At 72.8% G+C, this 20475-nt stretch carries 16 protein-coding genes; 6 read left to right on the plus strand and 10 right to left on the minus strand.

All coding sequences use genetic code 11. From position 1 onward, the window contains the following. Entirely contained in the window at nt 1-1071 is a 1071-nt protein-coding gene (locus ABID81_RS09880) for a BMP family lipoprotein (protein WP_354594626.1), read from the minus strand. Nucleotides 1072-1252: 181 nt separating this feature from the next. On the opposite strand from ABID81_RS09880, the gene ABID81_RS09885 reads away from it, so the two are divergent. From ABID81_RS09885 to ABID81_RS09895, 3 genes are read left to right on the plus strand one after another with little or no spacing between them, the layout of a single operon-like run. Beyond that, nucleotides 1253-2671: an amidohydrolase gene (locus tag ABID81_RS09885; protein ID WP_354594627.1), complete on the plus strand. Its 1419-nt coding sequence runs from the start codon at nt 1253-1255 to the stop codon at nt 2669-2671. A gap of 2 nt (nt 2672-2673) precedes the next feature. After that, on the plus strand, nt 2674-3474 hold the full coding sequence (locus ABID81_RS09890; RefSeq protein WP_354594628.1) for a creatininase family protein: 801 nt from the start codon (nt 2674-2676) through the stop codon (nt 3472-3474). Beyond that, complete coding sequence (locus ABID81_RS09895; protein WP_354594629.1) at nt 3471-4556, plus strand: LacI family DNA-binding transcriptional regulator; 1086 nt, start codon at nt 3471-3473, stop codon at nt 4554-4556. Before ABID81_RS09890 ends, ABID81_RS09895 begins: the two co-directional genes overlap by 4 nt. A gap of 13 nt (nt 4557-4569) precedes the next feature. Here ABID81_RS09895 and ABID81_RS09900 read toward each other — a convergent pair whose 3' ends face one another. The 3 genes from ABID81_RS09900 to ABID81_RS09910 are packed head-to-tail and all read right to left on the minus strand — an operon-like array spanning nt 4570 to nt 10804. After that, a complete protein-coding gene (locus tag ABID81_RS09900) occupies nt 4570-8034 on the minus strand; it encodes an ATP-binding protein (RefSeq protein WP_354594630.1) in 3465 nt (1154 codons plus the stop codon). Continuing rightward, nucleotides 8031-8999 carry a DUF4194 domain-containing protein gene (locus ABID81_RS09905; protein WP_354594631.1) on the minus strand — a complete coding sequence of 323 codons (969 nt, stop codon included), beginning with the start codon at nt 8997-8999 and terminating at the stop codon, nt 8031-8033. Before ABID81_RS09905 ends, ABID81_RS09900 begins: the two co-directional genes overlap by 4 nt. After that, complete coding sequence (locus ABID81_RS09910) at nt 8996-10804, minus strand: DUF3375 family protein (RefSeq protein WP_354594632.1); 1809 nt, start codon at nt 10802-10804, stop codon at nt 8996-8998. Before ABID81_RS09910 ends, ABID81_RS09905 begins: the two co-directional genes overlap by 4 nt. 221 nt (nt 10805-11025) lie before the next feature. Between ABID81_RS09910 and ABID81_RS09915 the strand changes: the two genes are divergently transcribed. Next, complete coding sequence (locus ABID81_RS09915; protein ID WP_354594633.1) at nt 11026-12015, plus strand: ATP-grasp domain-containing protein; 990 nt, start codon at nt 11026-11028, stop codon at nt 12013-12015. Here ABID81_RS09915 and ABID81_RS09920 read toward each other — a convergent pair. The 4 genes from ABID81_RS09920 to ABID81_RS09935 all read right to left on the minus strand — a co-directional run bounded on the left by ABID81_RS09920 (nt 11910) and on the right by ABID81_RS09935 (nt 15709). Then, a complete protein-coding gene (locus ABID81_RS09920) occupies nt 11910-12488 on the minus strand; it encodes a very short patch repair endonuclease (RefSeq protein WP_354594634.1) in 579 nt (192 codons plus the stop codon). The two genes, ABID81_RS09915 and ABID81_RS09920, sit on opposite strands and share 106 nt — an antisense overlap. A gap of 252 nt (nt 12489-12740) precedes the next feature. Beyond that, nucleotides 12741-13145 carry a hypothetical protein gene (locus ABID81_RS09925; RefSeq protein ID WP_354594635.1) on the minus strand — a complete coding sequence of 135 codons (405 nt, stop codon included), beginning with the start codon at nt 13143-13145 and terminating at the stop codon, nt 12741-12743. Between the two features lie 204 nt (nt 13146-13349). Next, entirely contained in the window at nt 13350-15143 is a 1794-nt protein-coding gene (locus tag ABID81_RS09930) for a DEAD/DEAH box helicase (RefSeq protein WP_354594636.1), read from the minus strand. 62 nt (nt 15144-15205) lie between these two features. Beyond that, nucleotides 15206-15709, minus strand: a complete 504-nt coding sequence (locus ABID81_RS09935; RefSeq protein ID WP_354594637.1) for a hypothetical protein — start codon at nt 15707-15709, stop codon at nt 15206-15208. Nucleotides 15710-15751: 42 nt separating this feature from the next. Between ABID81_RS09935 and ABID81_RS09940 the strand changes: the two genes are divergently transcribed. Then, a complete protein-coding gene (locus ABID81_RS09940) occupies nt 15752-16657 on the plus strand; it encodes a DNA-methyltransferase (RefSeq protein ID WP_354594638.1) in 906 nt (301 codons plus the stop codon). Between the two features lie 19 nt (nt 16658-16676). Here the strand turns inward: ABID81_RS09940 and ABID81_RS09945 are convergent, their stop codons facing one another. Together ABID81_RS09945 and ABID81_RS09950 are read right to left on the minus strand one after the other, a co-directional pair. After that, entirely contained in the window at nt 16677-18494 is a 1818-nt protein-coding gene (locus tag ABID81_RS09945) for a threonine/serine exporter family protein (RefSeq protein WP_354594639.1), read from the minus strand. 144 nt (nt 18495-18638) lie between these two features. Then, nucleotides 18639-19199 (minus strand): hypothetical protein, encoded by a 561-nt coding sequence (locus ABID81_RS09950; protein ID WP_354594640.1) that lies wholly within the window; start codon nt 19197-19199, stop codon nt 18639-18641. A gap of 113 nt (nt 19200-19312) precedes the next feature. On the opposite strand from ABID81_RS09950, the gene ABID81_RS09955 reads away from it, so the two are divergent. Then, nucleotides 19313-20437, plus strand: coding sequence for an SDR family oxidoreductase (locus tag ABID81_RS09955; RefSeq protein ID WP_354594641.1), 1125 nt, complete (start codon nt 19313-19315; stop codon nt 20435-20437). The last annotated feature ends 38 nt before the right edge of the window (nt 20438-20475 follow it).

Here is a 20475-nt window from a genome sequence, read left to right on the forward strand (position 1 = left end):
TCAGAGTGCCGTCGGGACGGTGACGTCACCGTCGACGATCGAGGTCTCGGCCTCGTCGAGCTGGTCGGTGATGCCGTCGACGAAGCCGCCGCTCGTCGAGTAGCCGACCCCACCCGTCTCGAGGTCGAACACCTGCTCGCCCGTCTCGAGCGTGCCGGCGTCGAACGCCGTGATGACGTCCTCGACCGCGACGTCGACGTTCTTCAGCGCCGACGTGAGGATGTAGGGCTTGATGTCGTCGTCGACCTGCTCGTAAGCGTCGCCGTCCACGCCGATCGCCCAGACCTTCGCGTCGGGTGTGCTCGACTCGGCCGCTTGCTCGTAGACGCCCTGGCCCGAGCCCCCGGCGGCCGCGTAGACGACGTCGGCCCCACCGGCGTACATCGACGCCGCGGCCTCTTTGCCCTTGGTCGGGTCGGAGAAGCCGGTGAAGTCGCCCAGCGGCGAGAGGTAGGTCGAGTCGATCGTGATCGACGGGTCGACCGACTTGGCGCCGGCTTCGTAGCCGACGAAGAAGTTCTGGATCGACGGTTGATCGACGCCGCCCACGAACCCGATGTGACCGGTCGTCGAGGTGAGGGCGGCAGCGACGCCGACCAGGTACGACGATTCGTTGGCGGCGAAGGAGATCGTCGTCACCCCTTCGATCTCGGTGCCGATGTCGGTGTCGACGTCGACGAAGGCCGTGTCGGGGTGCTCGGTGGTCTGCATGGGCTGGGCGAACTGGAATCCGATGCCGACCGCGAGATCCGCTCCCTGTGACACGGCGAGGTCGAGGCGGTCCTGGTAGTCGTCGGTGTTCGGGCTCGACAGTTCGACGGGGTTGAAGCCGAGCTTCTCCTGCGCGGCCGTGAAGCCGGAATAGCCGCCGTCCATGATCGAGTAATCGCCGGTGGTGCCGTAGAGCAGGGCGACGGTCGCCGCGTCTGGGTCGGCCGACGGCGTGGTCGCGGCGGTCTGACCCGAGCACGAGGCCAGCAGCATCGTGGCGGCGAGCGCCGTTCCGGATGCGATCACGAGGCGGTGGGCGGGGACGAGGTGCAGGGCGGGGCGGGACGGCAGAGTGGGCACGGGGACTCCAAGGCTGTAAACGATTACCTGACCGAGAGCGACAAGGCGTGGCTCGCGGAGGTTCGTCGGGGTGAAGGGGTGTCACCACGCTAGGACCTTCGCTGTTTCGGGCGTGTTTCGAGCGCGTAAGCAATGAAGTAAACGTTCTCACAGATGCGTCATCGTCTGCCATGGTGTCTGAATGACGACCGCCGCACAGCGCCCCGCTTCAGTCGACCTGGTGATCCGTGGGGTGACCGTGCTCACCGAGACGCGACGCCCCGTCGCGGCGTACCCCGACCTACCGCCGCACGATCCGACTCGCCCCGAGCCGGTCACGTTCTCGCCCGACCAGGCCGTGGGCGTCTCGGGTGCCGACATCGTCTGGATCAAGCCCGACGACGAGGTCTCCTCCGCCGATCTCGAGACGGCCCGGGTGATCGACGCCCCGGGTCGGATCGCGATGCCGGGCATGATCAACACGCACAGCCACTCCTCGATGACGTACTTCCGGGGCTCCGCCGAAGACGTCCCCACCGCCTCCTGGTTCAACGACCACATCTGGCCGATGGAGGTCAACCTCACCGATCGCGACGTCCTGCTGGGGGCCCGGCTCGCGGTGGCCGAGATGCTCCTCGCCGGCGTCACGACCGTGGCCGACCATTACTTCTCGATGGCCCAGATCGCGACCGCCGTCGAGGACGGCGGCATGCGGGCGGTGCTCGCCGAGACCTACTTCTCGTCCCAGGGGGCCGCGGGTCTGGACCGGAGCGCCGCGTTCGCGGCCGAGTGGAACGGCCGGGCCGACGGACGCATCACGACGATGCTCGGGCCGCACGCGGTCTACACGGTCGACGACGCCGATCTCGCGCGGACGGCCGACGCGGCGCGCGCGATCGGCGTCCGCAGCCACGTGCACGCGTCCGAGACGATGCACCAGACCGAATCGTCGCTCGCGAGGCGAGGGGTCACGCCGATCCAGGTGCTGCACGACACCGGCATGCTCGACGCCGGGGCCCTCATCGCGCACGGCACCGGGATCGTCGAGAGCGATCTCGCCTGGTTGACGCCGTACGCCGACCGCGTCGGCGTCTCGTGCTGCGCCAAGGTCTACCAGAAGCACACCCACTCGACGACGCCGATCCGCCTGCTGCACGATGCCGGGATCGTCGTGGGCATCGGCACCGACGGTTGCGCGTCGAACAACACCCTCGACATGTTCGAGAGCCTGCGCAGCATGGCATTGGTGCAGAAGGCGGACTCGGGCGACGCCACCTGGATGACGAGCGCGCACTCCCTCGACCTCCTGACCCGCCAGAGCGCCGCCGCGATCGGGCGCGAGCACGATCTCGGAGCCCTGAAGCCGGGGTACAAAGCCGACATCGTGTTGATCGACCCGTGGAAACCCCATCTGCAGCCCATGAACGACCTGGCCGCGGCGCTGGTGCTGAGCGTGCGGTCGAGCGACGTCGAGACCGTGATCGTCGACGGCCGTGTGGTCGTGGCCGAGGGCCGTCTGGTCGGCGTGGAGCTCGGGCCGCTCATGGCCGAGATGAACGAGCGCCTGCCCGGGCTGACGGACCGGTCGCACGGCACCACGATCCAGACGTACGCTCCCTGATGATGATCGACGCCGACCGCACGCCCTGGCCCGACGTGGCCGCCGCCTTCGACCGGGGGGCAGGTCTCGCCGTGCTGCCCTTCGGCGCCTTCGAGCAGCACGGGCCGCACCTGCCCCTCGGCACCGACACCGCGACCGCCGCCGAGGTGGCCGGCCGCCTCGCCGATCGACTGGACGCGGTGCTGCTGCCGCCGGTGCACTACGGGGACACCTGGAACACCGCGGGCTACCGCGGAACGCTCTCCCTCTCGACGGCGACCGTCACGGCGATCGTGGTCGACCTGGGACGGGCACTCGCGGCGTCCGGTGCCGGAGGGCTGATCGTCGTGAACGGCGACTGGGGAAACCGGGCTCCGCTGTACGCGGCCACACGCCTCCTGATCGATCAGGGTGTCCTGCCCACCGTGACGCTCGACCATCCCGGCATGGACGACGCCATCGCCGAGGTGCGTGAGAGCCGTGCCGCCGCGCCCGGCCTCGCTCACGCCGACGAGATCGAGACCTCGATCATGCTGCGCGTCGCGCCCGACGACGTGCGGCGTGACCGGTACGAGGCGAGCTACCCCGTCTTCCCCTCCGATTTCGGCACGACCCCGATGCAGTTGCACCCGTTCTCGGCGAGCGGCGTCTTCGGCGACCCCACGTCGGCCACGGCCGAGAAGGGCGAGCGGCTGCTCGAAGCGACGGTCGAGGGGGCGATGGCCGTGCTCACCGACTTCGTGGCGTCGATCGAGCACGAGCGTTCTCGTGCAAGGGACCAGTCCTCGGCCGGCGGACACGCAGCAGGCCTGGTGGACCGGTGACCCCGGTCGCCGGGCCCACCCTGGTCGACGTCGCCCGCGAGGCCGGCGTCTCGATCGCCACCGCGTCGCGGGTCCTCTCGGGAGCGCAGCACGTCTCGGAGTCGCGGTCACGAGCCGTGCGCAAGGCCATCACCGATCTCGGCTACCGGCACAACGCCGTCGCGAGCGCCCTGCGAAGCCAGCGCACCGAGACGGTCGGCCTGATCCTGCCGCGGTACACGACCGGCTTCCTGTCGGCGTTGATCGAGTCGGTCAGCGCCGCCCTCGACGACGAGGGCATGTCGCTCGTGCTGCGCTACTCGGCCGACGGCGACGACCACGACGTCGCGACGGTGGAGTCGATGCTGAGCCGTCGCGTCGACGGGCTCATCATCTGCCCGCCGAGCGAGGACGTCAGCCGCGACGCGATCGCCGCCGCCGCGCGAGTCCCGGTGGTGCAGGTCGGGCGGCACATCTTCGGCGACGGCACCGACTCGGTGGGTCTCGACGACCACCGGGCCACCGACCTGCTCGTCGGCTCCCTCGCCGACGGCGGGGCACGATCGCTCGTCACGGTCGGGCTCTCGCCGGGCGATCCCGCCGACGCCCGTCGCATCGCGGCCGTGCGGGCGTCGTGCGAACTGCGCGACGTGACGTTCGTCGAAGCGATCACGGCCGACGCGGTGCTCGCCGGGGGAGTCGCCGCGGCGAACGCCCTGCTCGAGGGATCGACGTCGAGCCGCGAGGGCACGGCAGCAACCGGTGCGGGCCGGGACGTCCCGCGGGGCGTCGACGTCGAGCAGCACGCGGTCGACGCCGCGATCTGTGCCAACGACGACGTCGCCCACGGACTGGTCACGGTGCTCCGGCTGAACGGAGTGGCGGTGCCCGGCACCCTCCAGGTGGCCAGTCTGCTCGACGTGTCGCTCGGCGAGGGCGACGACCGCGAGATCACGACCCTGCGTCACCCGTGGCCGGCGATGGGTCGCGAGGCCGTGCGGCTGCTGATCGACGCCCTGGGCTCGGCGGCGCATGCCGATGCAGGAGGCGCGCGCCGGGTCACGCTCGCACCGCGCCTCCTCAAGGGGCGTTCGTCCCGCTGACGGGAGGCGCGGGTCAGGCGAGGGCGGCGGGGTCGAGGCCGTGCCGCTCGACCTGGATCGCCTGGCGGATCGTCAGCGGGTAGATGCGCGAGAGCTCGGGGTTCGACGGGTCGCTCGAGATGTAGGCGACGCTCTCGACGTGCCGCTCGAACGCGTTGACCTTGTCGCGCGGTGCCCCGACCACGAGCTGGAAGCCCAAGGACGTGAGCGCCGCCAGGGCCCGGCCGGTGTACTCGGCGTCGGCCTTGACGAAGCCCTCGTCGAGCACGATCGGCGCGTAGGTCGGCACGCGGTCGGTGCCGTCGCCGAGCCGGAAGCGCAGGGCGGCCCCGAGCACGAACGCGATGAGCTCCTGCCCCTCGCCGCCGGACTTGCCGGCCACGCCCTCGTGCACGATCTGCGTGCCGTCGGCCCGGGTCTCGATCGCCCGGAACTGGTAGTGCTCGCGGGCGTCGAGCACCCGTCGACGCCAGGCGTCGCCGACCTTCGACCGCTCCTCGAGGTGGGCCAGGTCGCGGCGGAGCCTCAGGAACCGTCGTTCGACCGCGGACGCGTCCCGCGCCTCCTCGGTTCGTCCGTCGGTCGAGCCACTCGCACCCGAGCCGGGCGCCTCGGGGCGGTCCGCCCCGCTCGCGTGCTCGCGCAGGGTGCGCTTGAAGTCGACGAGGTCGCCGTTCGACACCGGCCGCGGCTCGATGTCGAGCGTCGAGCCCTGCCGGAACTCGATCGAGCGCAGCGCCTGCGAGATCGGGCGGACGCCGCGACGGATGACGTGGCCGTCCTCCTCGATCTGGACGAGCAGCGCCCGCAGGCTGTCGCCGACGTCGGTGCCCGCCTTCTCGAGCCATCGCTGCTTCGCGTGCGGCAGGTCGTCGGCGACGAGCCGGCGGTGGATCGCCCGGACGGTCGGCAGGCTGTCGACGGTCGCGTCGAAGCCCGCCGTGCGGTCGAGTTCGAGGTAGCGCTCGAAGACGACGACGAGGGTCGCCTCGGCGTTCGCGCGGTCACGGTCGTGGGCGTCGACCTGGGCCCGCAGCTGCGACGCCGCGTCGCGGTACAGGCGCGCCACGTCGGTCGCCTCGCGCGGGGCGGCGAACGGCAGGGGTGCGAGCAGGGCCTGCTCGTCGTCGGTCAGGGGCTCGGCGTCGGCGGCGTCGGCGAACTCGTCCTCGATGTCGACGAGGGTCGCGTGCTTCTCGTCGAGGCGCGCGAGCACCTGGTCGATCTCGGCCAGACGCCGGGTCGCGGCCGACCGGTCGTCGTCGTGCTGCGCCGCCTCGGCCTGCAGCGTCGCGAGCTCGGGGCGTTCGACGGCGATGCGGTCGAGCTGGGCGCGCAGGTCGTCGAGCCTGGCCGAGGCGGGCGCGGTGTCGAGCTCGTCCCAGGTGAACTCCCTGGCTCGAGCGACGGCGTCGACCACCCGGCGACGCTCGGCCGCCTCGGCCTCGATGGCGTCGTACTCGCCTCGGACCCGCGCCAGCTCGGCCTCGCGGTCGACGATCTCATCGCCGAGCTCGGCGATGCGGGCGGCGTTGTCGAGGCCGATCCACGAGCGGGTCGACCGGTCGTCCTTGACCACCCGGTCACGCGAACCGGTGCGGAGCCCCCGCCGGGTGACGGCACCGCGGGTGCCGGTCGGGCGGGGGTCGTCGAGGTCGTCGGGACCCTCGACGCAGAGCACGCTGCGGTCGGCGACGAGCTCGTCGTGCAACCAGCCGTGGAAGGGGCTCGCCCGGTCGAGGCGCACCATCGCGGGGACGGTGTGGTCGAGGGGCGTGAGTCGCGGCACGGCGTCGACGGTCGCGGGCACGAGCGTGACGCGTCCGCGCACGTCGTTCCCGTCCACCCAGCGGCGCACGGCGTCGAAGTGGTCGCGGTCGACGAGGAGGTGCGTGGCGAGATCGCCGAGGACCCGCTCGATCGCGACGGTCCAGCCGGCGTGCTCGGGCGCGACCTCGAACAGCTCGCCGGCGTACGGCAGGCTCGACACGGGCACGCCCGCGCCCTCGGCGATGCGTCGACGGCGCTCGATCGCGTCGTCGGGCACGTTGCTGCGTCGTTGCTCGAACGACCGCTTCTGCCTCTCGAGGGCGGCCAGGGCGCGCTTCGTCTCGCCGATGCGCGCGGCGAGTTCGCTGCGGGCGTCGCCGGTCGCGGTGCGGGCGGCGGCGTCGTCGGCCGCGAGACGCTCGGCGTGACGGACGAGGGCGTCGAGCTGGGCGGCGTCGCGGGGGAAGGTCTCGCCGGTGCCATCCAGAGCTGCCGCGAGTCGGCCCCGGGTGCGCTCGACGGCGGCGAGCTCGGCCTCGGCGGCGGCCACGTGCTCGCGGAGCGACTGCGTGGGGTCGCCCCCGAGTTCGCCGATGCGTGCCAGGGCCTGCTCCCGGGACCGGAACGCGAGCTGCTCGTCCGCCTGGGCGCGCCTCCTGCGTTCGGTCTGCTCGCGCTTGTCGGCGGTGACGCGGTCGACCTCGCCGCTGACCCAGCTGCCGACGCGCTCGGCCAGCCAGACGCGCAGTCGGCTGGGGCCGCCGTCGTCGACCAGCAGCCGTCGCTTCGCCGAGCCGTCACGGCCGGCGAGCTCGTACCGGTCGCCGAGGGCCGGCACCGGGTCGAGCACGTCGAGCTTCTTGCGCGTCGTCTCGAACACGTCGTAGAGGGCCGAGGCCTCGCGGTAGGTGGCGAGCGTGGTCTCCCAGCGGCTGAGGGCCTGCGGCTGCACGAGCACGAACTGCTTGAACAGGTCGTCGATCGAAAACACGCCCTTCGAGGCCTGCGCCCGCCGCAGCAGGGTGAGGGCCTTGAGCTGCGACTCGTCGCTGCCGCCGATGCCGAGCACGCCGCAGAGCCGCACCCGCAGTTCGGGCTGCGAGGCCGTCGCGAGGTCGCGGGCCGGGTCGAGCAGCCGGGCGAGCGATCCGCGGGTCAACGGGTTCTGGCTCGTGCCCTCGCGGGTCACCTCGGACAGCCGACTGAGGTCGAAGCGGCCGTGCACGAGCAGGTAGACGCTCGCCTGGGTGACGTCGTCCTGACCGGCGGTGTCCTCAGCGATCCAGGCGACGCGGACGGCCGTGACGGTCTGGCCGAGCTCGGTCGACCACGTGATCGCCGCCCCGCTCGGGAACGCCTCGCCGAGCGGGCGGAGGAAGCGCGTCGTCGTGCGGTCGGAGGCGGCGTCGCGCACCTCGTCGGTCTTGCCGCGCGCGTAGCTGTAGACCGTCCGCTCGGACCGGTTGCGGCTGTCGTCGCGCGCGGCACGGTTGAACTCTTGCGGGTTCGGCATGATGACCGCGGCCATCGCGTCGAGCACCGTCGACTTGCCGCGACCGGTCGGCCCGAGGATCGCGATGCCGCCGCGACCCACGGGCATGCGGTGCAGGCCGGCGTAGCTGCCCCAGTTCAGCAGCTGCACCTGCTCGATGCGGTACTGGCCCGAGTGGAACATGCCGAGGTCGGGCGCGGTGTCGGCGGTGCTCATGACTGGGGTGCTTCCGGGTCGGTGTCGGTGTCGGTGTCGAGGTCGAGGTCGAGGTCGAGGTCGAGCGGGACGGCGGTCGGGTCGGGCTCGGGGGAGTCGTCGGTCTCGGCGGCGCGGTCGGGGGCGTCGTCCGGGTCGGGCTCGACCTCGGGGTCGAGGGCGTCGTCGCCGACACCGTCGCTCTCGGCCTCGTCTTCGTCGAGGTCGTCGACGTCGGCCCGGGACTCGTCGCCGGACGGGAGGCCGTCGCCCTCGACCCCTGCCGCCTCGAGGTACACCCGCTCGAGGTGGGCCAGCCGGTCGGCGGTCATCAGCGGCACGATCGCGGGCGACACGACGAACAGTTCGGGGTCGTCCGGCTCGGGCGAGAGCAGGTCGCGGGCGACGAGCGCGGCGATCGCGGCGTCGGCCCGGCGTCGTGCCCGAACCTCGTCGGCCCCGGTGTCGTCGTGGTGGCGCCCGACGAACTCGACGACCGCGTCCCTCGAGATCACGACGGCCTCGTCGAGGCCGTCGGTGAAGGCGTGCTCGCGCCGGGCGAACACCATCAGCAGCGACGCGTCACGCGACAGCGGCTTCTCGCGGCGCAACAGCACGGGCACGTCGTCCTCGCCGCCCTGCCTCTTGAAGGCGACCTCGTGGTCGAGGTCGACGACCAGCACGAGGAACATCTCGTCGAGCCGGGCCCGGATCTCGGCCTCGTGCGCCAGCAGGCCGGCCCAGGCCTCCTGCTGCCGGGCACGCGACACGAACCGATGGGTCAGCAGGGTGACGAGGGCCTTGCGGCCGGCGAGCGGCAGGGCGTCCGACGCCGCGCCCGACCGGACGTCGTCCGCGTCGCCGTCGTCGAACGCGTCGCGCGAGGCGCGGGTCGGCCCGTCGACGGAGCCGCCGGTCGCCTCCACCGAGGAGGCGCGGGTCGGCTCGTCGACGCCGGTCTCGTCGAGCGGTGCTGCGGGGCTCATGCGGGGTCCTTCGTGCGGGTGGAGCGGGTCGTGCGGGCGGGGGCGCCGGGCGTGGCGGGGTCGACGTCGGGGGGCGTGGTGGCGGGCGCCCCGTCGGGCGGCGCCGCGGCGGTTCGCCGGAAGACGAGGCGGGGCAGCGTGACCTGACGGCCCGCGCCTCCTGGACCCCCGCCTCCTGGTCCTGTTCGTCCGCCTCGCGTGTCGACGGGCGCGGGATCGTCGGCCGGGTCGCCGGCGAGCTCGACCGTCTCGGTGTCGTCGCCGACGACACCGCGGTCGAGGGCGAGGTCGAGCATGCTCAGCACGAGCCCGAGGCGACGGAACTCGGGGTCGGTCGCGCGGTAGACGTCGGCGCTCGTGACCTCGTCGCGGTCGGCGAGCAGGCGGTCGATCGTCGCCGAGACGGCCGCCGTGCTCGTGCCCGAGGTGAGGCGCAGGGCGGCGCGGTCGGCCTCGGGCAGGGCGGCGTCGCCGATCGTGACCTGCACGTCGACGGTCGGGCGGGCACGGTCGGTGTGCAGCTGCACCTGGCTGACGTCGCGGACGTCGAGCGCGCCGAGCCCGAGTCCGTCGCCGTGCTCGGTCGGCAGCATGGCGTGACCCGGCCGACGCTCGGCCCAGACGCCCCCGGCGTGCAGCGCCCGGTCGGCGAGGGTGAGCAGGCGTTGCTGCTGGTCGGAGCCCGACCGGGTCAAGAACCTGCGGAGCGACGACGTCCAGCGGCCGTAGGTCTCTTGCACGCTCTGTTCTTCGGCGAGCAACGACGAGATGAGCGACTCGAGCTGGGTCCGCTGGCGCTCGGTGAGCTGCTCGGCCGCGTCGGGCTGCGCCAGGACCTTCTCGATGTCGGCCCGCATGACGTCGATCTCGCGCGACGAGAGCATCTGGGCGAAGCCGCGGTAGGCCCGACCCTCGGGGGTCTGCTCGAGCAGGTCGTTGTCGCGCAGGTACTGGTCGACGAGCGCGCCCTTGCCGACGTGCTGGGACGACGCCCGGCGCGCGACCTCGCGGTGTCGCTGCTCGACCATCGCGCCGAGCTGGCGGAAGTCCTCGGGCAGCGACGCGGTCAGGCGCACCACCTCGCGGACCTGTCGGCGCAGCACGTCGGGAGCGGTGGGTTCGGTGCCGTGTCGCTCGATCTCGGCCTTGCGCCGTTCGAGCTCGGCGATCTGCTCGTCGAGCCGGGTGAGCTGGGCCTCGCGGCTCGGGTCGGCGAGGCCGGCGAGCTGCCCGACGGCGTGCGCGATGCTGCCGAGGCGGGCCTCGCTGACGGCGTTGTCGCGCTCGACGAGGTCGCGCACGAGGCGCAGCGCCTTGAGCGCGTGCGGCGACAGGCGGTACTCGGCGCGGGCGTCCGGTCCGGAGGCGCGGCTGCGGACCAGCCAGCGGCTCTCGACCCAGCTGCGGCAGTACTCGGCCGGGGTGGTGCGGCCGTCGGCGGAAAGGGCCGGGCCGGCGGGAGGCGCGGGCGCGGCGGAAGAGGACGGGGCGCCGGGTGCGACGTCCGCGGTGGTCGGGGACGCGAGGGTCGCCGGGGACGCGACCCGCGCCTCCTCGGGGTGCTCGGACGCGGCCTGCTCGGACGCGGCCTGCTCGGCGGCGTTCTGCTCGAGGGCGTCGGCGACCTGCCGGTGGAACCAGTCGGCCGACACCGGCCCCTCGGCGTGCTCGAGGTGGCGGGAGAACAGCGGCAGCATCCAGCGCGCGTTGTAGCCGCGGAGTAGGGCCCAGGTGGGGTCGTCTTCGTACGCCGCGCGCACGTCGTCGCGGCTCAGGGCGTCGTCGTGCCCCGACGGGTGGTTCACCAAGCAAGACCTCCGGCAGTCGTCGGACGACGATACCAACTGGCTCGCACCTCCCGATCGTGCCGGGTCGCCCCCGGTCGGGCGTCGAGTGGTCCGAGAACGTCCTTCGCGCATCGACGAAGGACGTTCTCGGACCACTCGCCCGCGGCGGCACCCGCGAGGCGAAGGTCACGTGCCGACACGTGGAGGCGCGACGGAGGCGCGTGGTGCACGATCGGACGATGAGTTCCGCACTCGCCACCGCTCCCGTCGACCGCGCCGACCCGACACCCGTCGTCCACGTCCTGCACGACAACCCCGAGTGGCTGCCGCCGCTCGTCGCCGCGCTCGACGCCGCGGGGGTGCCCCACCGCGAGCACCTCCTCGACGGGACGTCGTTCGACCTCGCGGCCGCGCCTCCTGAGGGCATCTTCTGGTCGCGCCTCAGCGGCTCGGCCCACACCCGGGGCCGGGGGACGGCGAAGGAGGTCGCCCGAGCGACCCTGCGCTGGGCCGAGCGGCACGGGCGCCGGACGATCAACGGCAGCGGCGTCGTCGAGCTCGAGGTGAGCAAGGTCGCGCAGTACCTGGCGCTGGCGTCGGCCGGCTTCGACGTGCCCGCGACGACCGCCGTGTTCGGCACGAGCGACCTCAAGGCGCGGGCGCGTGAGCGAGCGCTGCCGTTCATCACGAAGCACAACCAGGGCGGCAAGGGCCTGGGCGTGCGTCGCTTCGACGACCTCGCCTCGTTCGACGCCTACGTCGACGGGCCCGACTTCGAGGTGCCGGTCGACGGGATCACCCTGCTGCAGGAGTTCCTCGAGGCGGAGGAGCCGTTCAACACCCGCGTCGAGTTCGTCGGCGGGCGGTTCGTCTACGCGGTGCGGGTCGACACCTCGGCGGGCAGCTTCGAGCTGTGCCCGGCGGACGCGTGCGTCGTGCCCGACGGGGCCGACCCGGCCACGTTCGCCCCGTTCGCCGTGCGTGCCTCGGTGACCGCCGAGCACCCGTTGGTGAAGCGGCTCGAGGCGTTCGTCGCCGAGCAGGGCATCGAGGTCGCCGGCATCGAGTTCATCGAGACCGCCGACGGCCGGTTCGTGCCGTACGACGTCAACACGAACACCAACTACAACCCCGACGTCGAGCGCGAGTCGCCCATTTCGGCCGCCGCGACCCTCGCCGCCTGGCTCGGCGACGTGCTCGCGGCGGAGTACGCCGGCGTGCCCGCCTGAGAGCCTCGATGCGGGCCGTGGGAGACGCCTCGACGACGGCGGGCCATGACGAGCTCGGACTCGACCCTGCGCACCGCGTCGTCCAGCGGGTCGTGCTCCCAGACACGGACGACCGTCCAGCCCGCCACCTCCAGGCGTGAGGTCGTGGCGGCGTCTCGCCGACGGTTGCCGCTGAGCTTGTCGAGCCAGTAGTCCCCGTTGCGCCGGGGAAGGTGGGTGTGCGCCTCGCAGTAGTGCCAGAAGCAGCCGTCGACGAACACCGCGACCCGCAGCCGAGGGAACGACAGGTCGGGTCGGCATCTCGTCCCCTCGACGGTGCGGTCGACGAAGAACCGCCACCCCTCGGCGTGGAGTGCCCTCCTCAGGGCCAGTTCGGGCGCCGTGTCGCGTCTGGCGATGCGGCTCATCCGCTGCCGGGTGAGGTCGTCGCTTTCGAAGGCCCCGGCGTTCGTCGAACGGATCGACGCTGTCATCGTGAGAGTCGTCATCGACCGTGCCACCTCCCGCTTCGACGAGCATGGGTCGACGGTACGGACGGCCGGCGCCGGTCGTGGTGGCACTCCGGCGATCTGGGGACCACCGTCAGTCCGGAGCCGCCTGTGGGCGAGTCGTCGGCGGACCCGTTCGCTCGACGAGTCGATCGAGTGGGCGCAAAACGTCCTTCGTGCGACGACGAAGGACGTTTTGGGTCCACTCGAGGGGACGGACTCGCCGAAGGCGATGGGTCAGCGGCGAGGAGGCGCGGGCGGGGCCGGCGAGGTCGCGAACGCCCCGGCCGCGAGGGCGGTCAGCGCGGCCGCACCGATCGTCACGGGTGCGAGCGGCCCGGCGAACGCCGCGGCCGGGCCCACCGTCGTGCCGAGTCCCACGACGAGCTGCCCGATCAACAGCAGAACGAGACCGAACGCCGAGCCCAGCAGGCCCACCCGGGCCAGATCGCGGAGCCGCCGGGTGTCGTCGGCGAGTCGTCGGGTGCCCGTCGGCTCGGTCGCGAGACGGCGGCGCATGCGGACGAAGAGCACGAGTGCCACGACCGAGAGCAGCAGCGGGATGGCACTGCCGATCGTGAGCGCGGTCTGCACGACGCCGAACAGGGCGTCGGTGCCACCGGGGGAGGGCGGGGTGCTCATCGGGCTCCGTTCTGCTGGGGTGGTGCGTGCCGCCCGAGGCGCGCTGATCGGTGGGATGACGGGCGAGTTCGCGCCCGACGGTCGGCCACGACGCACCGTCGTGGACGGACTCGCCCGTCCGGCGCCACGGCTCGTGCGGACCGGACACGACGACGCCGACCAGGCGGGGGCCGGGTCGGCGTCGGGGGCCGTGCGGCCGGGTGCCTAGTAGCGCGGCTTGCGGGCGGGTCGGTCGCCACCGTACGACCGGTCGGGGCGGTCGTCGCGGCGGGGCGCGCCTCCTCGGCGGTCGGGCTTGATCTCGATCAGCTTGCCGCTGATGCGGGTGTCGCTCAGGCGGTCGAGCATGTCGCTCGACACGTCGGAGGCGAGCTCGACCACCGAGAAGTCGGGACGGATCTGGATCGCCCCGAAGTCGTCGCGGCTGAGACCGCCCTCGTTCGCCAGGGCACCGACGATCTGCCGGGGCTCGACCCGGTGGCGACGACCGACCTCGATGCGGTAGGCCGTCATCGGCTTCGACGTGCGCGGTCCGCGGTCGCGACGCTCGCCACGGTCGTCGTCGCGGCCGGCGCGGGGGGCACGGTCGTCGCGCTCGCGCAGCGGGCGCTCGTCGCGCTGGGGACGCTCGTCCTTCGGGTCGAGCAGCAACGGCGTCTCGCCCTGGGCGACCACCGCGAGGGCGGCGGCGACGTCGGCCTCGGGCACGTCGTGGTGCTCGACGTAGTGGCTGATGATGTCGCGGAACGCCGAGATGCGGGCCTCTTGCGCGAGGGCCTCGGTGATGGCGTCGTCGAAGCGGGTGAGGCGCGTGCTGTTGACGTCCTCGACCGTGGGCAGCTGCATCTGCGTGAGCGGCTGACGGGTGGCCTTCTCGATCGCGCCGAGCAGGCGACGCTCGCGGGGCGTGACGAAGCTGATCGCGGCGCCGCTGCGGCCGGCGCGACCCGTGCGGCCGATGCGGTGCACGTACGACTCGGTGTCGATCGGGATGTCGTAGTTGACGACGTGGCTGATGCGGTCGACGTCGAGGCCGCGGGCCGCGACGTCGGTCGCGACGAGGATGTCGAGCTTGCCGCTCTTCAGCTGGTTGACCGTGCGCTCGCGCTGGGCCTGGGCGACGTCGCCGCTGATCGCGGCGGCCGAGTAGCCGCGCGCCCGCAGCTTCTCGGCGAGGGTCTCGGTCTCGCTCTTGGTGCGGACGAAGATGATCATGCCCTCGAAGTTCTCGACCTCGAGGATGCGCGTCAGGGCGTCGACCTTCTGCGGGTACGACACCATCAGGTAGCGCTGGGTCGTGTTGACCGAGGTGGTGGTCTTCGCCTTGACCGTGATCTCTTCGGCGTCGTTCAGGTACTGCTTCGAGATGCGACGGATCTGCGGCGGCATCGTGGCCGAGAACAGGGCCACCTGCTTGTCGTCGGGGGTGTCGGCGAGGATCGTCTCGACGTCCTCGGCGAAGCCCATCTTGAGCATCTCGTCGGCCTCGTCGAGCACGAGGTACTTGAGCTCGCTGAGGTCGAGCGTGCCCTTGGCCAGGTGGTCCATGATGCGACCGGGCGTGCCGACGACGACGTGGACGCCGCGACGCAACGCGCTCAGCTGGACGCCGTACGCCTGACCGCCGTAGACCGGCAGGACGTGGACGCCGCGCATGCCCGAGGCGAACTGTTCGAAGGCCTCGCAGACCTGCAGGGCGAGCTCGCGGGTCGGCGACAGGACGAGGGCCTGCGGCTTCTTGGCCGAGACGTCGAGGCGCGACAGGATGGGCAGGGCGAAGGCGGCCGTCTTGCCGGTGCCGGTCTGCGCGAGGCCGACGACGTCGCGGCCGTCGAGCAGGGTGGGGATCGTGGCGGCCTGGATGGCCGAGGGGGTCTCGTAGCCGATCTCGCGGATGGCCTTGAGCACCTGGTCGCTCAAGCCCAGGTCGGCGAACGTCGGCGTCGTGTCGGCTTGCTCTGTGGCGTCGCTCGGGGCTTGCTCGGTGGTGTCACTCATGGTGCAACGGTAGCTTGTCCGCGGCCTCCGCCGGTGCCTCTCGCACTCGGGTCGGGCCGACGTCAGGTGCCGACGACCGACGGCACCGCCGCGACCAGGGTCGCGACGACGACGATCGTGGTGACCGCGGCGCAGACGATCGCGGTCCACCGCAGGGCGGGGGAGCGCCCGGGGCGGCGTCCCACCGTGGCCGCCAGGAGGGCGGACACGGCGAAGGACGCCGCCGTGACTCCGATCACCGGTTCGGCCGCCCGTCGACCTCGGCCCAGGCCGAGGGGGAAGTCCGAGGCGCCCTCGGCGAGCTCGGTCCAGCCCCAGGCGAGGTAGCAGCCGACGGCGACCGCGGAGAGGGCGAGGGCGAGGGCGGGTTGGTGCGGGACGGGCTCGCGGTGGACGTAGAGCACGGGCGAGCGCCGCCGCCCCCGGCGACGCGGACGGAGGATCGGGTCGTCCGGCTCGAGGGTGTCGTCGAGGGGCAGGCGGCCCTGGCGACGGAGGACGATCACCTCGTCGACCGGTCGGCGGCGCCTCGGGTCGGGGGACTGCTCCGTCGCAGATGACAACACGGTCGTTAGCCTACTGGTCGTCCGGGGATCGGGCGGCCGTCGATGTCGGCGGCCCGAAGTAGTCTTCTCGACGACCTCCGCCCGACCCGCGACACCCCGAAGGACGACGTGCAACCGACCTACCGCACCGCCAGCGGTCGGCTCTTCCAGGCCGACTGCCTCGAGGTCCTCGCCGAGCTCGACGACGAGTCGGTCGACCTCGTGTTCGCCGATCCGCCCTTCAACCTGGGCAAGGTCTACGGCGTGGGCATCGACGACTCGCTCGACGACGACGCGTACCTGGTCTGGTGCCGCCGGTGGATCGCCGAATGCGTCCGGGTGCTGCGGCCGGGCGGCTCGTTCTACCTCTTCAACCTCCCGCGCTGGAACATCGAGCTCGGCCACGTCCTGAACGCCGAGGGCATGACCTTCCGCCACTGGGTCGCCGTCGACATCAAGTACGGCCTGCCGATCCCGGGCAAGCTCTACCCCTCGCACTACTCGCTGCTCTACTACAGCAAGGGCAAGCCGTCGCGCTTCGTCCGGCCCCGACTGCCGATCCAGGTGTGCCGTCACTGCGGTCGCGACATCAAGGACTACGGCGGGCACCGCAGCAAGCTCCACCCCGACGGCATCAACCTGACCGACGTCTGGCTCGACATCCCGCCCGTGCGTCACCGTGCGACGAAGACCCGCGGGGCGAACGAGCTCAGCGAGAAGCTGCTCGAGCGCGTGCTGACGATCAGCTCCGAACCCGGCGACCTCGTCCTCGACCCGTTCGGCGGGTCGGGCACGACGTACGCCGTGGCCGAGAAGATGCACCGCCACTGGATCGGCGCCGAGATCGGCGACGTCGGGCCGATCATCCGACGCCTCGAAGGCCAGGAGGCGCAGGTCGAGCCCCCCGGACGCGGCGACACCGGGCGCGGCGACACCGGGCGCGGAGTGTCGGCCGTCGTCGACCGCTAGCCGGGGGGTCGGCCGGGCGTCAGTCGCCTGCGGGCGAGCCGTCCGTCGAGGGGACCGCGGTGCGGACGGGCGTCGACAGGGCCACCCCGGGCAGCCGTGGCGAGTCGGGGTCCGAGCGACGAGGTCGTGCGGGTGCGTGCGGCGGCGTCGTGGCGAGCGGCAGCGGGGCGGTGGTCGGAGCCGGAGCGGCGGCCGGAGCCGGAGTGCGAGCGGCAGCCGGAGCCGGAGCGGCAGCGGGAGCCGGAGCGGCAGCCGAAGCCGCAGCCGGAGCGGAAGGGGCAGCGGGGGCGGCCCCCGCAGCCGGCGCGGGCGCGGCTCCCGCACCAGCCCCCGGAGCCGAGATCACGCTGATCGGCGTCGTGTCGGTGTGGACCGACTGCACCCGGACGCGCTTGGCCCGGCGCAGCCACCGTCGGGCACCCGGGGTCGCCAGCAGGCTGCCGAGCACGAGCCCCGCGCCGATCGCGAGCGTCGTCAGCATCGAGAACACGAAGTCGACCTCGGCGCCGTCGGTGCCCGCCATGAAGTTGAGCAGCGACGACGCGACCGCGAGGGACGGCAGCAGCGACCCGCAGAACGCGGGCACGGCGATGACCGTGGCGGCCGTGCGCAGGCGGGCCGCCGCGACGGTCGACAGGGCGCCGAGCAGGGTGGCGGCGACGAAGGTCGCGCCCATCAGGGGCAGGCCGAGGTGGCGCAACGTGAACAACGAGAGGTTGCCGACCAGGGCGACGCCGATCGTGATGGGGATCATGCGGGCGGTCGAGCCCTGGGCGATCGAGTTGGCCGACGCCGCGGCGAAGCTCGAGATGAGCGAGAGCCAGAGGGGCAGGGCCTGCAGCGTGATGTTGGTCGGGTCGACCTCGATCGCGACGAACCGGGCCGTGACGGCGAGCCCGGCCGGGATGCCGCAGACCACGCCGGCCACGATCAACCCGATGACGAGCGCTCGACCGACCGCCATCGACCGGAACCCCGAGATGGCGTCCTGGGCCCAGGTGACGATGGTGGGGTGCGGCAGCACGAGGACGACCACCGCCGCGACCATCGCCGCCGCGCCTCCCGGGGCCAGCAGCCCCGCCCAGATGCCGAGCGTGCCGAGGGTCGCCGTCACGGCGGCCTGCAGGCCGATGACGAAGAACTGCGGGATGCCGCGGGCGGTCAGCCCCCGCCCCGAGGCCATGATGCCGATCATCACGACGAAGGCGCCGACCGCGGCCTGCCACGTGCCGCCGGCCTGCAGCGTCACCGAGACGCCGAGCAGGCCCATGGCGAGGTCGGTCATCCACGACGGCCAGCGCGGCGGCGACCCCAGCACCTCGACGAGGCCGGCCACCGCCTCGGTCATGTCGCGGTCGTCGTGCAGCAGGTCGTCGACGATCTGGTACACCCGCGACAGCCGGTGCAGGTTCGAGCCCTCGGCGTAGATGACGCGCGTCTTCACCAACGGGTTGTGGCCGGCCGGCGCGTACTGGATGGTGATGGCGGTGCCGGTGATGTCGAGTTCGAGGGGCGCGAGGTTCCACTTCGTGCTCACGGCGACGATGGCGACCTCGGTGCTGCGGACGTCGGCGCCCGACGAGAGCATCACGTCGCCCAGGTCGAGGCAGAAGTCGACGATCTGGCGGGGCGAGTACAGGTCGCCGCCGATGCCGTGCTCGGGCGTCGTGCCCTCGTAGATCGTGCCGCGGAGCCGGGCCCGGACGTCGCGGAGCTCGTGCTGGTTGACCAGTCGCGACTGGGCCGGCCCCCGGGGCTTGCCCTTCGGCGGCTTGGGCACGCGCGGGGGGCGGGCCTTCGGCGCGGCCGGTCGGTCGGCTCGTCTCGCGTCGGACACGCTGCCCCTCTCGCTCACTCCGGTCCGGGTCGCCTCACCGTCCGCCGGGGCGGTGGGACCCGTCCGTCGAGTCTAGGAGGCGCGGGTCGCGTCGTCCGCGACCCTCACCCCCGAAGAACCCGCAGGCCTCGCGAGGCGTCGCAGTCAGGACACGTGGTCGGAGTCGTCGTCGTCGCGCTCGCCCCGCGGCTCGCCGGCGTCGCCCCGGTCCAGGCCGGCGTCGGCCATGTCACGGCGACCGCCGAGAGGGCCCGTCCCGTCGACCCGCGAGGCCGCGTCGTCGCCGTCGAGCTCGGCCGCGTGGGCCCGGGCGTCGCGCTCGGCCTGCGCGACGAGCTCGGGGTCGTCGTCCATGTCGTCGAGGCCCCCGGCGAAGGGGGTCTGCGTCTGCGCGACGATCGCCTGCGAGGTCGAGCCGAGGATGACCCCGGGGTCGACGCCCTTCTCGTGCGCCAGGGCGGCCGTGAGGCCCGCGGCCAGGCTGCCGCCGGCGGTCCCGAGCGTCGCGACGACGTCCTCCTGGCGGGCGGTGAACGGCTCGTCGGTCAACTCTCCGACGACCTCGCGCAGGTTCTCGTCGCTGGCTTCTACCGCCTCGGGGTCGCCCTGCGTGATGGCCGCGGCCTGCGACACGACGGCGAGCGCCAGGGCGGCGGCCTCTTCCTCGGGCGTCCGGGCGGCGGGCTCGTTCGTGTCCTGATCCATGGGCCGACCGTACGCCCGGTGCGTCGGGCTCCCTGTCAGGTGTGGGCCCCCGGGGTACGACCCGGTCGGCACCGGGTGGGAATGCCGGGCGACGCCCGCGGCTTGGGGCACAGATGAGCTCCACCGAGACACCCCAGACCGACAGCACCCGGCCGCAGGGCCCCGACACCGTCCCCGGCACCGCCCTCGTGGTGGGTGCGAGCGGCATCACCGGCACCGCGCTGGTCGAGCAGTTGACGCGCGAGGGGTGGGACGTCCTCGCGCTCTCGCGCCGCGCCTCCTCGTCCGCCGGGGTGACCGGCATCGCGGCCGACCTGACGAGTGCCGAGAGCCTGCGCACCGCGCTGGCCGACGCGAAGCCGACGCACGTGTTCTTCGCCGCGTGGCAGCGGCGCGACACCGAGGCCGAGAACATCGCCGTCAACGGCGCCATGGTGCGCGACCTGCTCGCCGCCCTCGACCACGCGCCCGTCCGGCACGTGTCGCTCGTCACCGGGCTGAAGCACTACCTCGGCCCGTTCGAGGCCTACGGCAAGGGCGACATGCCCGACACGCCGTTCCACGAGGACGAGGAGCGCCTGCCCTACCCGAACTTCTACTACGCGCAGGAGGACGAGCTGTTCGCGGCCGCCGAGCGCCAGGGCTTCACCTGGTCGGTGCACCGCTCGCACACCGTCATCGGCTTCGCCGTCGGCAACGCCATGAACATGGGGTTGACCCTCGCCGTGCAGGCCGCGCTGAGCACGCGCCTCGGCCGCCCGTTCACGTTCCCCGGCAGCGAGACGCAGTGGAACTCGCTGGTCGACGTCACCGACGCCGGCGTCCTCGCCGAGCAGATGATCTGGGCCGCGACCGACCCGGCCGGCGCCGACGAGGCGTTCAACGTGGTGAACGGCGACGTCTTCCGCTGGCGCTGGCTGTGGCCCCGCCTGGCGGGCCACCTCGGCGTCGACCCCGCGCTCGTCGAGGGGTTCGAAGGCGAGCCGCGGCCGCTCGAGCAGCAGATGGTCGGCCTCGAACAGGAGTGGCGCGACCTGGTCGCCGAGCACGACCTCGCCGAGCCCGAGCTGTCGCGCGTCGCCTCGTGGTGGCACACCGACGGCGACCTCGGCCGCGACATCGAGGTCGTCACCGACATGGGCAAGGCCCGCGACGCCGGCTTCACCCGGTACCGCCGCACCGAGCAGGCCTTCGTCGACCTGTTCGCGCGCTACCGCGCCGCCCGCCTCATCCCGTAGGAGGCGGCAGCCGAGGAGGCGCGGGTCGGCAGCCGAGG

It is taken from the genome of Frigoribacterium sp. PvP054 (assembly GCF_040547465.1).
Taxonomy (GTDB): Bacteria; Actinomycetota; Actinomycetes; order Actinomycetales; family Microbacteriaceae; genus Frigoribacterium.